Below are 18611 nucleotides of genomic sequence, written 5' to 3' on the forward strand. Positions count from 1 at the left end.
GTTTTAAAGCAATTTAGCCATACAACGAAAGTTGCATGGCTAAATTATATATTTCTTTTGCCCGTTTTTATTGTAGACCGAAATTACGAGAAAGATCTTCGTCGTGTCTAGCAACAGCCTCTGCAGTCTTATTAAGCTGCATATTAATTTCTTGTAATAGCTCTGCGAAGTTTTGTACTTTTGGTTTTAATTGATTGAACTGTTGATCAAAACCTTCGAAAGCACGACCTTCCCATTCTCCTCTTAATTCATTTTGTAAGTTTTGTAACTGACGTAAAATGTCCTCAATTTGATTTGCACCTTGTCCATATCGAGTCGCTTTTGATTTAAGCTCCTCTGGTGACATACGAATTTGTCCTGCCATTATTAAATCCCCCTTAAAATTTAAAAATAGTAAAATTAAACCAAAATCAATTCTACAAATTGATTATATCAATAATTTAAAAATTTCTAAATAAAAAAATGATATTTTTCCAAAATTTCTCTTTTAACATAATAACATTATATTATATAATATGAATTTATTGTTTTTTTTAAAAGGACTGCTAAGCGTTTCTACCTCTATTTAATAATAAAAAGAAAACCTTTTTTACCCAAAATTCAGAATATAACCTTTACAAATTACATACTCATTTTCTTTTTCTTGTTTCTTCGCCCACTTAAAATCGTTTTCTCACTTCAACGTCATGATTACTTGTCTTTCAACGAAGCCAAAATCTTCGTACATTTCTTTTGCAAAGTTCCCTGTAAATACATTCAAGCGAATTTCTGAATACTTTTCTTGTAGTTCCTTGATCCCAGCTTTCATTAGTTTTCGTGATAATCCTCTCCCACGATACTCTGAAAAAACATACAATTCATAAATAAAACCGAGTTTTTCACGAGAGAAATAGTCCACATTTTCTCCTATTAGTATCCATCCCACTACTTTATTTTCTTCCTTTGTAACTATATAATATGCCCCTTTTTCTACTAAAGGTTTTGTAATTTCAATCGCTTTTTCCGTACTTAGTTGACAATTTCCTCTCGTTCCTTCGAAAAGTGATTGAGCTGCATAATGTAATATTTGTTTCGTTTCTTCCTCATCCGCTTTTGTAATCATTCCTTTCTCCCTCCTGCCCTCTAATCATCATTGAAATACCATTTTCAAGACCGTCTGACTCAATTACCATTGCCATCAATCCTTTTTCCGTACTCGTTTCATGTAACTCGCCCTTCGCCCAAAACGCAGCTTGTCCAGCTCCTATCTTCACTTTTTCTTTATCTGATCCGCAAACAAATCCTTCTCCTTGTACAATTAGAAGCAGTTGAGATACAACTGCTTCATGATATCCAATAACTCCATTCGGTTGTAGATGCATAGAACCGATATGTATATTCCCTTGATGTTTTAATATTTTTGACATTATAAAGTTAGATTGAAATGCTGATATATGCTCTCCCACTTTTTCACTGAAATCAAAAATTTTCATTTCTGATCCTCCTTATATGTATAAAACCATTCTCACTGTTTGCAGCATATGCCCTTCGAAATCTTCTTCAAATTGCTCTAAAGCCGCAAAACCTTTTGCTTCATAAAATCGTTTTCCTTTTTCATTTTCCGCTTCTACATGAATGTACATTTTTCGAATCCCTTTTAACGTCTTGATCCCTTTTTGTAACAAAGCTGTCCCTATCCCTTTCCCTTGCTGATCTGGCAACAAATAAATTGCACCTAATTCTGCTTCGTTTTGCAGTCTAATTGGTGAAAAATTTGCAAAGCCAATTACTTCTCCCTCTTCTTCCGCAACAAATAAATGTGTATTTTCAAGGCGATATTTCATTTTTTCATCGGAATACGCTTCATTTAAAAAGTTGTCTTGAATCTCTCCCGGAATAATTCCTTCGTAAGTATCATGCCAAGCTATTTTCGCTACGTTTTGTACAGCATGAATATCTTCTTGCTTCATTTCTCTAATTACATATGTCATCTCGATGTCTCCATTCTCTTTAAATTATATTCTGTTAATATACTAGAAGAAATGGCAAAATCATTTTCATAATTTACCTTAATTAATTTTAACTTCTCAATCGAAGCTAGTGTAACATCAAACTTTTCATATATACATTCCATTACACTTAAAAATTGATTTAAATTTAACCCATTTGCAATCGTGCAATGCGGCACCCATTTTCCTGGTACGTAATATGACTGTAGATTATCATGAAAAACTTTGAAATAATCATGATAAGAATGATGAAGTCTTAATAACTCATCAGTAATGGTTGGTGCTAGAAAGATCGTTCCGTTAGTAGGAAAAGTTCCAACAGAAGGAAAAGTTACAGTGGAGATGTTCTCTTGAAAAGCTACAAACTCCTCTAATCTCTTCGTATATAAATTAATATCTAACTCCTTATAATCAGCCAATGTTATATGTGGTTCTACTCCGGCTAGTTCATTTGTTTCAATTATATTCGTTAATTCATTTTGCAATTCTCTAACTTTATTAGTAGACACACAATCAAATGTAGCAATGATAGCGTACATGCTTCCTCACCCCTTCGTTACACATAGCACTTCCCATTCTTCACGAATCATTCCCATTCGAATAGAATCATAGTATGTCCCGTTATAATATCGGCATTTTCGCATTCTTCCTTCTAAGCTCATTCCTATTTTCTCTGCTACTTTCATCATTCTTTCATTGCCAGACCAAGTTGTAAGCCCTACTCTACCAATCTCCATATTTTCAAAAAGTAAGTCCCTATATAATGTTAATGCTTCTGTACCATATCCACCATTCCAGTATGCTGGGTCATAAATTACGATTCCCATTTCTAACCAACGCGTCGGTTTATGCTCCCAATAAAATCCGACTGTCCCTATAATTTGACCGTCATTTTCGACAATTAAATTCGATAGCGGCTCTTCTATTAAACGTTTTTGTGAGTTTTCTTTATATCGCGTGTATTCTTGCATTGTTATTGGAAAGTATGGTGCATCCCATTTTTTCCACTCTGGATTTTCTTCTTTATATATGCAGCTCCATAATGTTTTGATATCTGATTCTTCTATTGTACGAATTGTAACTTTGTTCCCCTTTAATATAACGTTTTGCATAATTTCCTCCTACATTCCTCTTTATTTCATATACAATTATAATGTTTTTTCAGAAAAATCAAAACAAAACTCTACTCTATATTGTATAATTTTGTTATAAGATACGAATTATTTATGTAAATTAACCAATTTTTTCGAGTTTAATCTAGAAACGGAATTTCGGAAAAAATTAGATGAAGTACGAACTCGTAGCATAGTTAATAAAAAACAGGAGGTTATATCCCTCCCATTTTAGCTAAATATTGTATTTCCCTTCTTTTCTACCTCAAGTAGAATCCCTTTCTCTATCCAGCCCTCTACACCATCTTTTTTAATTAAATCATATCCCATGCAGCTACCATCAATTAAAGAAACTGTATCCCCTTTTCTAATACTGATTTGCGCACAAGAAATATCCGTTTTCACTGTATACTCACCTGATTCAAGTTGCTTTATATACTCGTTTTTCACATGAAGTAATTCATTTGTTCCTAGTTGTTTACATACGGTAAAACCTTTCATTCTCTCCACAGGTTCTATGTAATAATGTGGATATGTAACCCCGCCCTGCATTACTGAATTCGCATTAAAATCAGCCAATACTTCATACTGTGGAAAATGATCTACATATGTATAAGAAAACGTATCAGCTGAAGTTGTCCTCTGAATAATAAATGCATTTAATTGCCCTGCTTCTTTAATCGCATTACCACCATCAATCGCAATAATTTTTTTCTCCTTATCAATAACTGGATTGTTAGACGGCGCCTCCTCGGAATAGTTCACAACAGGCCAATGCCCAACAATTACGTACTTATCCGCACTATGTGACTTATTAAAAAACTCTGGTATTGCAATTGCATTTTTCCTGTCTGTTTGTCTCCAATTCTCTCTATCTTCAAGGCCAGCATGTACAAAGATATAATCATCAGTTTCAATAGCAGTTGGCAATTCTGTTAGCCACTTTATTTCTTTTAAAAAATGGCCCATCAATATGTTTTTCACTTCACAAATATCACTTTCTTCATTAACTGTAATGTTCAATTGCCCTAGCCATTCATTAAAAATTGTATTCTTTCTCGTACATAAATAATTTATTAGCGCAGGATTTTCATTTACAAGCGCTTCAACTACAACTTCACAATTCCCTTCAATTACATAAACATTTGGCTTGCTAACTACTAAATCCATGACATAGTTTACGACGCCAATGCTATCGTTCCCCTTCTCACAAAGGTCGCCATTTATAATTAAATAATCATCATCTTTAAAATTAACTTTATGTAGTAGTTCCTTAAAAAGATCTAATTCTCCATGAATATCAGAAATAATGATGACTCTTACATCATTTGGTATAGATAATTTCTTTATTTTTTCCAAGTATAAACGCTCCTAACATTCTCTAAATACAATATTCCCTTGTTAATTTCTAATATTCGACAAATTATATTACTAGACCTGTTCCTAGCTCAAATCTGTAAAAGAAAATAGGTTCCATATATTTTTACACACGGAACCTACTTAATATTATAACTCTTTATAAAAAGAATAACTTACCTTATCATAGCCTTCTCTTTCATAAAAACGATGGGCATCAACTCTTGGAAACGCTGATGTAAGAACGATAGAATTGCACCCTTTTTCTCTCCCCCATTTTTCTACATATGACAGAAGAACTTTACCATATCCTTTCGATCTGTGAGCTTCCGCAGTTACAAGGTCATATACGAAAACATGTTTCTCATTATAAAAGTTCGTACAAATTGCTACACCAGCAAGACAAACAACTTCATCATCTTCATTCTGTAACGAAAGTAGTTTATAATTTTCTTCTTTCATTTTTTGAAATAAAGAACTTGCTTCTTCTCTTGAAAGTTTCGTTCGTAATTGCTGTAATACGGGGAATACATCATGTAAATCAGCTTCTGTTACTACTTCTCTAATATTCATTATGATTCTCTCCTTACTATTTATAAAATTTTCTAAATGTTATATCATTATTATAAAAAGTAACTGCCCCTCACTTAAGTGACAGTTCGATTATTTTTTATATGGCCAGTTTTTAAAGGAGAATTCATAAAATGGATCTTACTATCCCATTGCAATTAGAAAGTAAAACACCAATTTATTTACAAATTTACGAATATATGAAACGAGAAATCTCTCAGGGATCACTGCCTGCCGGTACACGCCTTCCTTCTCACAGAAATTTAGCGGTACAACTTAATGTTAGCCGTATTACTGTTGAATCTGCTTATCAACAATTACTAGCTGAAGGTTATGTAGAAAGTAAACCGAAACGTGGGATTTTTGTTGCAGAAGTTGATATTGATGTCATTCAAAATAAACAACAAGTTGTGTCAAACAGCGCTAACAATATAAAAAAAGAACAATATGACTATGATTGTAGCCAAGGGCTGATTGATCAAAAAGCTTTTCCAATTACAAACTGGAAAAGAGCTTTACAAGAAACTTTATTCCAATATGAAAATGAATTATTTGCTAGAGAAGATCCTCAAGGTGAGTTCGTTCTACGAGAGCATATTTCAAAATATTTATACCATGCCCGCGGGGTACATTCTTCACCTGATCAAATTATTATCGGAGCCGGTACGCAGCCTCTTCTTTGGCTACTACTTCAACTGCTTGGTTCAAAAAAAGAATACGGAATCGAAAACCCTGGATTTCACCGTATAACTGCCATGATTCAAAGTTCTGGTCTTCCTGTTCACCCTATTTCATTAGACGATAAAGGGATTCGTATTTCAGCTTTACGTGAATCACGTTCCAATGTAGCATACGTCACTCCATCACACCAATTTCCTCTTGGAATGATTATGCCATTATCTAGAAGGCTCGAATTATTAAGATGGGCCAATGATTGCGGAGGATATATTATTGAAGATGATTATGACGGAGAATTTCGTTATGTAGGAAAACCTATTCCCTCTTTACAAGGACTAGATTCAAATGAACGCGTTATTTATATGGGAACTTTCTCGAAATCCTTCTTACCTTCTTTGCGAATGGGGTATATCGTTTTACCAACTCATCTATTAAAAATCTATAAAGATCTTGAAGGTAAGTTTAAACAAACTGTTTCCACAATACAGCAACTCGCTTTTGCAACCTTTATTCACAATGGTGATTGGGAGCGCCATTTGAACCGTAGTCGTACGTTATATAAAAGAAAGCACACATTACTAGTTAAATCTATCAAAAATGAAATGGGATCTCGTGTTCAAATACTTGGCGAACAGTCTGGACTGCATATCGTACTTCATGTTCATAATGGTATGAACGAACAAGAACTTATTCATGCTGCTGCAAAACAACAAATCAAATTATACCCACTCTCTACATATGATTCTGTACATAATTTAAGCGAGGCGTCATATGTACTACTCGGTTTCGGCAGCATTCCCGAAGATAGTATCGAAATTGTAGTCAAATTACTAAAGGAAGCCTGGTTCCCTAAGTAAAATAACTCCACATAAGTTATACTTATGTGGAGTTATTTTACACACTATTTTTCTGATACGTCTCCTGATCGAGCTGTCCTTCCTGGACGCTTTACACCAGTTGTTTCTGTTGAATAAGAAGCTTCAATTATAGCACTTGGATCTACAGAGAGAACGAGATCTTTCATTTTCGGATAAATGAAACGGTTTGTAATACAATAAATAATTCTCTGGTGCTCTCCTAAAAAACCACCTTCTCCATGTAGATACGTAACAGACAGTTGTAATTCTCTCATAAGCAGTTCGCCAATTTCTTTATTTTTATTCGAAATAATCATGACGCTCTTTCCTTGATTAATACCGTCTAATATGAAATCAATCATCTTCGTAACAATATAGAAAATTGCTAATGAGAACATCGCTTGCTCAATTGAAAATAAAATAGCAACAAATACAAAGATAACTGCATTTACAGTAAGTAAAAATGTACTAATTGGTACTTTAAAATGCTTGTTCATCCAAACAGCTAACATTTCTGATCCATCAATTGCTCCGCCCATTTTTACAACGATTCCAACACCAACACCAAATAGTACTCCTCCATAAAGTACAATTAATAATTCTGAAGTCGTAATAGCTGGAAATGGCTTTAAATAGATCAATCCGAGTGTTGTAACAACATTTGCATAGGATGTACGGATAAAAAACTTCTTTCCCATTACTTTTGCAGTAAATAGTAAAATAGGAATATTAAGTCCTAAAAAACTCCATAAAGCGGTAATCCTGCAACTTTATTTGCCATAATAGCAATGGCCGTTACCCCGCCATCTACTAATCCATTAGGGGCTAAAATAAGTTCCAGTGAACCAGCTACAATAATAGATCCAATTGTTAATAATACGTATTCGAATAATTTTTTCATTCATTACCCCCAAAACTTATATATTTTCTTAGTATTATTTTACCGTAATTTTTCTACTAATACAAAGATACCGGTTTATATACACAAAAGTTTCACCATTACAGTGGTTTTTATGTAATTTATTTAAAGGCTAATACAAGAAACACACTTACAGATTAAAAGTAGTAAGTGTGTTTTTAACATCTACTTAAGCTTTGAAAACGGCTTCATTTTTAATTTAAATATTTCCTCAACCGCTCTTTGATACCCACCACCATTTCGAAGCGAGTTTCCAACCGTACGACTATTTTCCTTAAACGTCACATCACACATTACTTTCTTTACAGTTTCACGTAACAGTTCAGAAGTTAATTCGTTACGATTAAGTCTTATGCCTGCCCCTACTTCATTTAATCGTTTCGCAACTAATGGCTGATCTCCTGTTACCGGAATTACAACTAACGGAACACCGTAATATAACGCTTCACTCGAACTATTCATACCTCCATGTGTCACGAATACATCAGTATGTTGTAAAACTTCTAATTGTGGCACATAATTATACAACTTAAAGTTATTCGGAATGTTTTCAAATTGATTTATATTTATCTTTTTGCCAACGACTAATACGACCGTCGCATCTACATCTTTAAACGCTTCAAAACATTTCTCATACAACACCGGTTGCTCATTAAAAACTGTTCCCATAGAAATGAAAATCACTTTTTCATCTTTTAAATCTTCAATAGGAAAACTACCCACTTCTTTACGAGTAGCAATTGATGGACCGACAAATTTATAAGATTCATCAAATACATCCGAATGCGGCTGATATTCTTTTGAAGTATATACAATAGTAATATCACCAGGATGATTCATAATATCATACAGACTATTACATTTCATTCCATATTGCTCTTTCCATCTTTCCATTCCAACTAAACAAGATTGATATAGTGGATTAGTTTCATCTATTTGTCTCGATTCTTGCTCATCATTAAAAGTAATGTACTGATTAAAAGCAAAAGTTGTACAAGAAGAAACACTAGGTAATTGTAAAACATTCGCTATAATACGTCCTACTGGAAAATGATTATCGTATATTAAATAATCGTACTTTTCTCCTTTCGCTTCTTCTACTATTTGAGTAACAATACGTTCTGATGCTTCCATCATATGAGATAGCATGGTTAAAGGACTACCACCTTCATTTACTCGTTCCATAATATTGATTTGCGAAAGAAAGTTTTCAAATGCTCGAAATTCCGCACCTGTTGCTTCAACCTTTTTTCTGTAATCTTCAACACAATATGACACGACTGTTTCCCCACGCCGAATTAGCTCACTAACAACTGCTAGCGTCGGATTAATATGGCCTTCTCCAGGAAAATTTATTACGAGTACGTTCGCCATAACATTCTCTCCTTTCCATCTAACAAAACTTAATAATTAATCAAGTTAATTAATTTAAATCTATTATAAAGGAATCTATTCTACTTCTTCATATGTTTCTCTTCATTTTATTATTGAGAAATATTTTCTATATCCCGCACTATTACGATTACAAAAGCTTATAACTGAATACTTATTTCCCCTTTTGCTCTCCATATCCTATTAAATACGTACTTTACATTCAAGCATTTCTACACGTTAATCACCCGAAGAATTATTTTGATAATTCATACAAAACCAGAAAAATATAATTTCCATTCTAATTTCTCACTATAAATTTATTTATGTTCTGTATTATCCCCTATCATTATCCACGTAGTACATATTCTGTTATATAATGAATTTATAGAATTTACAGAATAAGGAGTCCTTTCATGCTACAACAACTATTCAATTCACCTATTTTATCTGTTCAAACTTTACACCCAGGTTATGAAGACCATGCAAGCGACGTATTTCTTGTTAAAACAGAGGCTAAAGAAGTTATTGTTCGTTCCTCAAAAATGACTGAAGAGCCCAACAATGATTTTTGGTGGGGATGTAAAAACTTTTTTGGAATTGATCCAAGGAACGTACATTATTTAGAAACAATACACGCATTATTGAAAAAGCATACTACCTTACCCATCCCTACTATTTTGCAAAAACATGTTTTAAATGGGCGAGAGTATGTAATCGCCGAAAAACTAACCGGAAGTACACTGCAATCATTTATCGGACAACCTGATTCTATTTTATTCAGCCTTGGAAAAGGACTAGCAGAGGTTCATTCATTTAAAGCTAATTTCACAGGAAACCCTTCTGGTACTTTCCAAGTTCCACTAGAAGAATTTAAATCTCACATTTTAAAAGTAAGCAAGAACCTTGTAAATATGTTTTATTCCGATAATGCGAGCATACATAACGCATTTCATACTTTTGAATCACAGCTCTCTTCCTTGCCGTCACCGAAGGAATCTACACTCGTTTTAATTGATATGGACCCTACTCAGTTTTTATCAGATGGCAAATCTATTACTGGTTTAGTAGATACAGAGGCTTATGCAATTTCCCCACGAGAGTTTGATTTTATTGGATTAGAATATGTATTTACTGAAAAAGAAGCTTGTGCTTTTAAAAAAGGTTATGAGACCATTATGCCCATTCCTCGTCTTAAAGAATGTAGACAGCCCTATCGATATTTATATCGCTTATTATCTGTTCAGGGGAATGTGGAGTTAGAAAAGTGGTTACGTCATCCATCATATTTTTAATAACGATTGCGAGGGATTATGAAATGAATATTGAAAAAAAGAAATCTTTAACAACAAACGAAATTCAGCAAATGAAAGGTTTAGCACATATTTGCGGGCAACACGATCAAATTGATTACTCGTCAGAGTTACATGTCAACTTTTTAACTGCTCGTAATAAAGATGTGATAAATGATTTTCTATTTTATGATGATACTCAATTAATCGGTGCATTAAGTATGTATGACTTTGAAAGACCGACAAAACTGGAGTTAATAGGGTTTGTTCATCCGAACTATAGGAAACAACATATAGGCACTACTCTTTTACAAACCGCAATGAAAGAAATACAAAAAAGAGAGGCAGATGAAGCCCTTCTTATAATTAATGGTGACTCTATTTCAGGAAAATCATTTGCAAAACAAATGAACCTTCCTTATTTATACAGTGAATACGGTATGGCGTTCAAAACAAACGAAGCACAAAAAACAATGAAAAATAATATTAATCTTACCGTTGCATCTTCTGAATTACTTCCTGATCTTATAGAAATCGCTAGTGAAGCTTTTGGAGATTCGGCAGCAAATACATCCACATGGTTACAAAAGATGATGAATTCATCTTCCCATCAAGTTTACAGTGCTCTTATCGATGAAAAAGTGATAGGAACGATTACAGTTACTGAGCAAGAGCAATCTACTACACTATCAGGATTTGCAGTTCATCCTTCTTATCAAGGTAAAGGATATGGTAAAGATATTCTTAGTTATATGGTACATACACTTATTACAGAAGGAGTTTCAACAATTGAACTAGACGTCGAAACGAAAAATAACAATGCTTTAAAACTATATACACAATGTGGTTTTGAAATTATGACAAAGTATGATTATTATAGATTGTTGGAATAGGAGTGACTTTTCTACCGAGGAATCATGTTATTTTAGAGACGAAATTATTACCTCTTTAAAATCTGTAGGATGTAACAATATACAACTACACGGTATAAATAGAACATTTTCCATTTGTCAAAAATAAAAAAACTGAATCATATCGATTCAGTTTTTTCTTATTTTTTTCTTAGTATATTTACAACCGCAGTCGTTTCATCATTTTTTTTATAAACACGTGGAATTCTTCTATCCAACATGCATGTAACTTCATAATTAATTGTACCTAACATATCTGCTATTTCTTCCACCGCAATCTCTTCTTCACCTTGTTTGCCGTAGAATACAACTTCGTCTCCTACTTGTACTGGCATTGCATTTGTAACATCTAGCATAAGCTGATCCATACAAACACGGCCAATTACAGGTACTCGTACTCCGTTTATTAGTGCATGCCCTTTATTAGATAGCTGACGATTATAACCATCAGCATAACCAATCGGTACAGTTGCAATCCATTCTTCGCCCGTTGTTACATAAGTATTCCCATAGCTAACACCACGATTTTTCTTCGCATGTTTAACATGAGCTACTTTTGATTTTAAAGACAACGCTGGCTGTAAGGAAGCAACTGTATAATCCACTTCTCTTGAAGGATACATACCGTAAATTCCAATACCGACACGAACCATATTTTGAAATGTGTTACTAAGTTCCATTGATCCTGCACTGTTTGAACTATGAATATATGGAAAATGAATTCCTAATTCTTCCGCTGTATTTACAGCTTTCTCAAACAAATTTGTTTGCATATTTGTATAAGTTTTATCTATTTCATCAGCGGTAGAGTAATGTGTAAACATCCCTACTACTTCTACATATCGCATACGTTTTAACTCTTCAAAAAACGGTTTAACTTCTTCTTCCTGTAAACCAATACGGCTCATTCCTGTATCAATTTTCACATGAATTCGCACTTTCTTTTGAAGATGGTTTGCAACTTCATCTATACCTTGTAAATCTTCTACTCTATAAACAGTCATCATAACGTCATATTGAATTACATCTTCTACAGCTGCTACTGGTGTATATCCTAAAATTAAAATAGGTACAGTGATTCCAGCTTCTCTTAATTCAATTGCTTCATCTACAAATGCAACTGCAAGTTGGTTTATTCCTGCTTCAATAGCCGATTTCGCAACTTCAACTGCCCCATGACCATACCCATTCGCTTTTACAGCAGCCATCATTGCAATATTTTCATCATTCACACGTTTTTTAAATTCTTTTACATTATGTTTTACCGCATTTAAGTCAACTTCAACAATTGTATCTCTTCCATATTTCAAGCTCATTGGTCTAACTCCTAACTCAATAATTACATTCCATTCTATTTCACGTTTCATATGACCTTTTACAATATAATACTTTTCACTATGCTAGTCAAACTACTAGAATTTTCGGAATTTTGAGTATGATATAATACCCTTAAGATACTATTATATACGGAGGTGAGAATAATTACAATGTTTGTTCCATCTGCATTGAATCAAGTTAAAATTGCTATCGATACTTCCATTCAAATACTGAACCAATATACTGAAAGTGATTTGAAAATAAAGCCGATTGAATCAAAGCGGTCATTATTTGAAATGTGCACACATCTTTCCCTTATTTTCCATGCTGATTTACTCATATTAAATGGTATTACGGAAAAAGACTTACATACCTTTTATATAGAACAAACACCAGAAACAATTACTCAAATACAGCAAACGATGATACAAGGGTACGATTTACTTTCTAAAACTTTTTTATCCTATTCCAATGAAGAATTAGCGGAAACTATGACTGCTTATTGGGGTATTTCTTACTCTCGATTCGAATGGTTGCTTGAAATCGTTGCACATTTTTATCATCATCGCGGGCAAATTCATATTTTATTATGTGAGCACGTTAAAGATCCTAACATACCTTTATTTCAATAAAGGTATGTTAGACGACATTAAACTTTTTTAAGGCAAATAAAATACCACCTTCACTCGCCTTCTTTGTAACGAAATCTGCTCTTGTTTTTAACTCTTCTCCACCATTCTCCATCGCAATTCCTAGTCCTACATACTGTAACATCTCAATATCATTTCCACCGTCACCAAAAGCAATTGCTTCTGATTTACAAATTTTCAGATGTTCCAATACCTTTTGAATTGCAGTTAGTTTCGATACTTTATTATCTTCCAACACATTCATAACGTAACCATGAAAACGTTCAAACGTAAGCATTGGATATCTTTTCAAAAATTTTTGAGTTTCTGATTCATCAGCATACAGACATACACAATAAACCTCTTCTAACAAGTTTCTGACTTTGTCAGGATACTGCTCTAAATTTAACGTTTCGTTTAGTGCTCGTATTACACGTTCATCTTTCGAGGCAACACCATTCATTGCAAATTCTTCTGTAAAATAAGAAACACTATGACCATGTAATTCAGCGAAATTTGAAATATCATGAACAATTTCACTTGAAAGTACCGATTTATGTATAACTTCTTCCCTACATTTTATATGTGCACCATTTGCAGAAATAAACGTGTTTATGCCCAGCTCTTTAAATTGTGAACATAAGCTATATGGTCTCCCGGTTGTAACAACTACGTGAATCCCTTTATCTATTAACCTTTGTATCGCTTCTCTTGTACTTTCGTGCATACTTCTATCAATCTCACTTAAAAGGGTACCATCAACATCGAAAAATACAACTTTGTACACAGGTCCTTACATCCCGTCCAAATGATTCGTATCATTTATGAAATGTACCGTTTTTTGTGCACCCTCAATTTCAATCAAACTAATTCCCGTATCTCCCATTTTAAAATAATAGTCCATGCTAATTGGCATTTGGAAAAAAGCTCGTAAAATACTATTTATTACACCACCGTGTGCAACAATTGCAATTCGGTCATATGTATTCTCTGTCACGATTTTAGAAAAAATTCCTTCTATTCTCATTCTAAATTCAATAAATGATTCCCCGTTTTCAAAACGATCATGAAGAAATTTTGGCTCTGGATATTTTTTCGCTTCTTCAAATGATAACCCTGCTTGTACCCCATTATTAAACTCCATTAATTCTTCTTCTAGTTGAATTGGGCACCCAATTCCTCCTGCTAATGTTTCACCAGTTTCGCGGGCACGTTTTAATGTGCTTGCCCAAATGAAATCTGGCGGGAAATCTGCTTTCACTTTCTGTACAAGTCTTTGTACTTGCTGTCTTCCCTTTTCTGTTAATTCAAAGTCAGCTCGACCTTCATGTACATTTAAAATATCCGCTTCTGATTCACCGTGGCGTATTAGTAGTATTTGCATATTTCCCCTACTTCCTCATTTAATATTCACAAGATTCCATTATATCACATTCTTACCTTTCCATAACAAAAAGGAACGGTTTCCCGTTCCTCACCCATTCACTTTCTCCGCATTGTTCCAATAATATTTACTAAACGCTTCCGTCAACACATCAATTGTGTTATATAATTCATCTAATGTATTATCAACACCACCAACTTCAATTAACATCGCATTTTTAGATAAATCTTGATTATAAACACCATTTCCATCTTTTTTATACTTTGGAAAGATTCCTCTGCTTAATCCGTAATAGTTTTCATCTAAATAACTATTGATTGCTCTTGCAATTTTTTCATTTTCAGCACGCCCTTCATTTTCCATCCCAATTATAAAATATAATCTTGCATACGATTTCCCGTTAATTACTTTTGTTGTTACCTTCTTCCGCTGATCATCACGGTGTATATCAATCGGAAACGCAATTTTATTATTTTGTGCTAATGTTTCTTTTACATATTCATGAGACGCTTTATATGATTGCGGCCATTTCCATTTTTTACTCGCTAATAAATCCCCCATATTCGTTTTATCATGAACTACCGGAATTCCTTGTCCTTCAAGTTGTTCTTTCATACGTTTCCCTAGTAAGGACACATTTACATCTGGACTTGATGGATCGGTAGCCCCTGGTAATAACGGAAAGAAAGATTCCCAGCTATGTGTATGATAAATATATACTGCACTTTCACCTTTTTTCGCTCCGTTCTTTTTCTGAACCGGATTATTCTTTTCAGCTTCTGTAACTTTATCTTTTGCTACTTCTCGCTCTTTCGTTACTTCTTCAATCGGTACACTAGATTCATTTGGGATATTCGTAAAGTTTGTCCCTTCCCCAGCTACGATAATGTTAGAGTAATACTTTGACATACCAGGCACTTCTTTACCGACAAACGTTCTTAAATCTTTAATTTTCAAATCCGTCGCAATCGAGAACATTAAATTTCCAAATGACTCCCTTTTATTCTGCTTAAAATAATCAAATCCGTAATAGCGATTCTCACTTTCTAGCATTTGAACAAAACCTTGCATCGATACTTTTCCAAACCATTGATTCGCGTAATTCGATTTCATTGTATGTAAAAGCGACGTCAAAATCGACGCAATAATAATTATGACTAGTGCATATAGAAAGAGTAACGAGATTAGTTTCTTCCCATGTATACGGGTTGCATACTTCTTCACTGTATCACCTTCTTTATACATGGATATGTACAAGCCTTTCGTAATATACGCAAAAAAAAGAGAAATGGCATCCCATTTCTCTTCCTCACTCTTATTGTTCTTTTTCTGTATCTGACGAAGGTAATTTCTTCGTTTGTTTCTCTTTAAAGATTTCCCCAATTGCCCCAAGAGTACCAAGTGTTTCAATTGCATTAGACGGAATAAAGACTTTATTCGCTGGTCCTTTTGCAACCTCAATCAATGATTCAAATGATTTATAAGCAAGTACGCGCTCATCTAAATCTGCTGCGCGAAGTAATTCAATTCGGTTTTGTTCTGCTTTTGCAATTTCCTCAATCGCTCTCGCTTCCCCTTGCGCTTCTAATTCTTTCGCTTCTCGTATACCTTCCGCTTCACGAATACGCGCTTCTTTATCCCCTTCAGCCATTAAAATTTTACTTTGTTTTTCCCCTTCAGCACGAAGGACTTTATCTTGTTTCGCTGCTTCAGCTTCTAAAATGATCGCACGTTTATTACGTTCTGCTTTCATTTGTTTTTCCATTGATACTTGCACATCTTTTGGTGGATTAATATCGACTATTTCGACACGCTCAATACGAACGCCCCATTTTTCTGTCGCTTCATCAAGTGCTAAACGAATTTCTGTTGAAATTTTTTCACGACCTGATAATGTTTCATCAAGCTCCATTTTACCAATAATTTGACGCATTGTTGCAGATGTAATATTACGAACACCATATTCATAGTTTGAAATACCATATGTCGCAAGCTCTGGTTCAACAATTTGATAGAAAATAATTGTATCAATTTCTACTTGTACATTATCTTTCGTTATTACCTTTTGTGGTGGTACATTCGTTTGTTGAATACGTAAATCGTGATATACACGAACGCGGTCTACAATTGGGATTAGAATATTTAATCCTGGGTGCATAATCCGTTGAAATTTACCAAACCTTTCAACGACCCCAACTTTTTGCTGAGAAATAATTTTAATTGTCAATGCAATAAATACAACGACAATCAATGCGAAAATAATCGTTAACGTTAATGCTACTGCCATATTTATTCACTCTCCTTTTTCACTTGTAAAATAGTACTATGCCTCTGTATAACAACGACTTTTTCTCCAGCATCAATAGGAGTATCCGAAATAGCTGTCCAAGTATCTCCATCCACTTTCACAATACCGTTCACTTCACTTGTAATCGTTTGCATAACAATTCCCTTTTTACCAACAAGTTTATCTACTGTATCAGTAAAACCTTTTGCTTCTCGAAAGTTTTTGGAAATTCTTTTCGTAAAGAAAGTCAATGTTAAACTTACAATCGCCCCAACAACAACTTGTAAAAATAGTGCATCAGGAGCAAACAAAGCAATAAGACCTCCGACAACAGCTCCAATTCCAAGCCAAAGCATGTAAAACGTAATCGACAACATTTCTGCAATAAATAAAATACCCGCTATTATAAACCAAATCACCCATCCAGCCATATGCAACCCTCACTTTCTTTCTCATTTTCTATATGTATATGAAGAAAAGAATGGTTTATCCGCCCTTTCTCATGGAGGGGGCGTTTGCTACAAGCTATTATATGTATTCGCTGTTACAACAAGCATTAATAAAATGCTATATTAATATATTCTTCATTATACACGAAAATCCCTTTCAAAAAATGACAAAAAATTTAATTCTTTCAAAAATATAACTTACAGATTATAATAATTAAAATTAAAATTAAAAAGCAGTATTGATTTGAAAGGTGGTATTCTTATTGCCTAAACGTTCACTAACTTACTATTTGGGCTCCAAAATATGCATTACTCTCGCTGACATTGTATACATAATGATTATTACAACTCACATCTATATCACAACTAGATCAGCTACAATTACTGCTCTTTTTCCATTATTACAAGTTATCACAAATCTTATCGCGAACACCTCTGCACCACTTATAATGAATCGGTTTCCATCTTATTCATTGCTATATACTCTACAATGGATTAAAACAGCTCTTTTAATATTGTTAATGATATTATTTCCTATACTATCAACAAACATTTCTGCTCTTTTAACTTTTGTTATTTTCATTTCATTATGTAGTGGCTGGAGCGCTCCTCTACTATACGCCGTTATCCCGCGCTTAACACCACAAGAAAAATTAGTAAAAGTAAATAGTGTCTTTTCCTTTTCAACACAAATTATACAAGCCGCTGCATACTCATTTACAAGCATAATTGTTCTTCTCATTGGCGTTACTTCGACACTCATGATTAATAACATATTGATGATTTTCGGATGTATTACATTACACCTTTCATTACAATCTATACAAGCTGAACGAGTAGCAGAACCCACTTCTTCGAAAACTACTGCATTATTAGAAGGATGGAAACTGTTATTTCAACACCCGTCTCTGCGCATCGTTACAATTATGGACTTAATTGAAACTTTCGCAGGGACGATATGGATCGGTGCTATTACGATGGCATATGTAACGACTGTTCTTCATAAAGGCGAAGATTGGTGGGGATATATTAACACAAGTTATTACGTCGGCACATTAATTGGCGGGATATTAGCGTGGAAAATGAGTACATATATTCAAAAAAATTTAATACGCTCCATGGCGATAGGCTCTCTTATGTTTAGTATTCTTACATTTTTATATGGTATGACAAGTAGCGGATTTATTGCTCTATTTCTTTGTGTTCTAATGGGGCCATGTTATCAAATTAGAGATATTTCTCAAACGACGGTTTTACAATCCAGCGTCACTCCTTCTTTATTGTCGAAGATGTATACAGCTCATGGTGCACTTCTCTCGACAGCTTCTGGTCTTTCTATGCTTAGCGTTGGAATTATTACTGATATGTTCGGCGTTCGTACTATTTATATTATCGCCGCTTTTCTTATTTTATGTTCTGCTTGTTTATCCTTTAACTTATTAAAATATCATAAGACGGAGCAGAAAGATATTTCACTTTAATCAATAAAAC

The 18611-nt window shown here is 33.9% G+C and carries 20 protein-coding genes and 1 pseudogene; 5 read left to right on the forward strand and 16 right to left on the reverse strand.

The genetic code is table 11. From position 1 onward, the window contains the following. Positions 1–67: 67 nt before the first annotated feature. The 8 genes from JFT89_RS01025 to JFT89_RS01060 all read right to left on the reverse strand — a co-directional run bounded on the left by JFT89_RS01025 (position 68) and on the right by JFT89_RS01060 (position 5029). A complete protein-coding gene (locus JFT89_RS01025) occupies positions 68–364 on the reverse strand; it encodes a WXG100 family type VII secretion target (RefSeq protein ID WP_000918598.1) in 297 nt (98 codons plus the stop codon). A gap of 309 nt (positions 365–673) precedes the next feature. After that, complete coding sequence (locus JFT89_RS01030; RefSeq protein WP_002127034.1) at positions 674–1102, reverse strand: GNAT family N-acetyltransferase; 429 nt, start codon at positions 1100–1102, stop codon at positions 674–676. Next, positions 1083–1472, reverse strand: a complete 390-nt coding sequence (locus tag JFT89_RS01035; RefSeq protein ID WP_201039369.1) for a cupin domain-containing protein — start codon at positions 1470–1472, stop codon at positions 1083–1085. The genes JFT89_RS01030 and JFT89_RS01035 overlap by 20 nt, the downstream gene beginning before the upstream one ends. Positions 1473–1484: 12 nt before the next feature. Then, on the reverse strand, positions 1485–1970 hold the full coding sequence (locus JFT89_RS01040) for a GNAT family N-acetyltransferase (protein ID WP_016094193.1): 486 nt from the start codon (positions 1968–1970) through the stop codon (positions 1485–1487). Then, entirely contained in the window at positions 1967–2527 is a 561-nt protein-coding gene (locus JFT89_RS01045) for a 2'-5' RNA ligase family protein (protein ID WP_002065048.1), read from the reverse strand. The genes JFT89_RS01040 and JFT89_RS01045 overlap by 4 nt, the downstream gene beginning before the upstream one ends. A gap of 6 nt (positions 2528–2533) precedes the next feature. After that, positions 2534–3100 carry a GNAT family N-acetyltransferase gene (locus JFT89_RS01050; protein WP_016094194.1) on the reverse strand — a complete coding sequence of 189 codons (567 nt, stop codon included), beginning with the start codon at positions 3098–3100 and terminating at the stop codon, positions 2534–2536. A gap of 231 nt (positions 3101–3331) precedes the next feature. Further along, positions 3332–4459 (reverse strand): metallophosphoesterase, encoded by a 1128-nt coding sequence (locus JFT89_RS01055; RefSeq protein ID WP_201039370.1) that lies wholly within the window; start codon positions 4457–4459, stop codon positions 3332–3334. 147 nt (positions 4460–4606) lie between these two features. Then, on the reverse strand, positions 4607–5029 hold the full coding sequence (locus tag JFT89_RS01060) for a GNAT family N-acetyltransferase (protein WP_002065046.1): 423 nt from the start codon (positions 5027–5029) through the stop codon (positions 4607–4609). Between the two features lie 131 nt (positions 5030–5160). Here JFT89_RS01060 and pdxR point away from each other — a divergent pair, with 131 nt between their 5' ends. Continuing rightward, complete coding sequence (gene pdxR / locus JFT89_RS01065; RefSeq protein ID WP_201039371.1) at positions 5161–6561, forward strand: MocR-like pyridoxine biosynthesis transcription factor PdxR; 1401 nt, start codon at positions 5161–5163, stop codon at positions 6559–6561. Positions 6562–6605: 44 nt separating this feature from the next. Here pdxR and JFT89_RS01070 read toward each other — a convergent pair. Both JFT89_RS01070 and JFT89_RS01075 read right to left on the reverse strand, forming a co-directional pair. Then, a pseudogene (locus JFT89_RS01070) lies at positions 6606–7462 on the reverse strand (YitT family protein). A 183-nt stretch (positions 7463–7645) separates the two neighbouring features. Continuing rightward, positions 7646–8854, reverse strand: coding sequence for a macrolide family glycosyltransferase (locus JFT89_RS01075; RefSeq protein ID WP_002065043.1), 1209 nt, complete (start codon positions 8852–8854; stop codon positions 7646–7648). Between the two features lie 413 nt (positions 8855–9267). On the opposite strand from JFT89_RS01075, the gene JFT89_RS01080 reads away from it, so the two are divergent. Together JFT89_RS01080 and JFT89_RS01085 are read left to right on the forward strand one after the other, a co-directional pair. After that, positions 9268–10146, forward strand: a complete 879-nt coding sequence (locus tag JFT89_RS01080; RefSeq protein ID WP_201039372.1) for a protein kinase family protein — start codon at positions 9268–9270, stop codon at positions 10144–10146. A 23-nt stretch (positions 10147–10169) separates the two neighbouring features. After that, entirely contained in the window at positions 10170–11036 is an 867-nt protein-coding gene (locus JFT89_RS01085; RefSeq protein ID WP_201039373.1) for a GNAT family N-acetyltransferase, read from the forward strand. Positions 11037–11194: 158 nt separating this feature from the next. Here JFT89_RS01085 and alr read toward each other — a convergent pair whose 3' ends face one another. Beyond that, positions 11195–12370: an alanine racemase gene (gene alr / locus JFT89_RS01090; RefSeq protein WP_201039374.1), complete on the reverse strand. Its 1176-nt coding sequence runs from the start codon at positions 12368–12370 to the stop codon at positions 11195–11197. Positions 12371–12541: 171 nt separating this feature from the next. On the opposite strand from alr, the gene JFT89_RS01095 reads away from it, so the two are divergent. Then, positions 12542–13003 carry a DinB family protein gene (locus JFT89_RS01095; protein WP_002065039.1) on the forward strand — a complete coding sequence of 154 codons (462 nt, stop codon included), beginning with the start codon at positions 12542–12544 and terminating at the stop codon, positions 13001–13003. Between the two features lie 7 nt (positions 13004–13010). Here JFT89_RS01095 and JFT89_RS01100 read toward each other — a convergent pair whose 3' ends face one another. The 5 genes from JFT89_RS01100 to JFT89_RS01120 all read right to left on the reverse strand — a co-directional run bounded on the left by JFT89_RS01100 (position 13011) and on the right by JFT89_RS01120 (position 17102). Beyond that, positions 13011–13787: a Cof-type HAD-IIB family hydrolase gene (locus JFT89_RS01100; RefSeq protein WP_201039375.1), complete on the reverse strand. Its 777-nt coding sequence runs from the start codon at positions 13785–13787 to the stop codon at positions 13011–13013. Between the two features lie 6 nt (positions 13788–13793). Next, a complete protein-coding gene (locus tag JFT89_RS01105) occupies positions 13794–14384 on the reverse strand; it encodes a histidine phosphatase family protein (protein WP_002065036.1) in 591 nt (196 codons plus the stop codon). A 90-nt stretch (positions 14385–14474) separates the two neighbouring features. Then, positions 14475–15608, reverse strand: coding sequence for a stage II sporulation protein P (gene spoIIP / locus JFT89_RS01110; RefSeq protein ID WP_307838598.1), 1134 nt, complete (start codon positions 15606–15608; stop codon positions 14475–14477). Between the two features lie 91 nt (positions 15609–15699). Continuing rightward, positions 15700–16671: an SPFH domain-containing protein gene (locus JFT89_RS01115; protein ID WP_002012471.1), complete on the reverse strand. Its 972-nt coding sequence runs from the start codon at positions 16669–16671 to the stop codon at positions 15700–15702. Positions 16672–16673: 2 nt separating this feature from the next. Beyond that, the gene (locus JFT89_RS01120) at positions 16674–17102 is read right to left on the reverse strand and encodes an NfeD family protein (protein ID WP_002012470.1); all 429 of its coding nucleotides are present in this window, start codon (positions 17100–17102) and stop codon (positions 16674–16676) included. Between the two features lie 281 nt (positions 17103–17383). Here JFT89_RS01120 and JFT89_RS01125 point away from each other — a divergent pair, with 281 nt between their 5' ends. Next, a complete protein-coding gene (locus tag JFT89_RS01125; protein ID WP_201039376.1) occupies positions 17384–18601 on the forward strand; it encodes an MFS transporter in 1218 nt (405 codons plus the stop codon). Positions 18602–18611 lie beyond the last annotated feature (10 nt).

The sequence above is a fragment of the Bacillus sp. TH25 genome (genome assembly GCF_016650935.1).
In the GTDB taxonomy this organism is placed as follows: domain Bacteria; phylum Bacillota; class Bacilli; order Bacillales; family Bacillaceae_G; genus Bacillus_A; species Bacillus_A mycoides.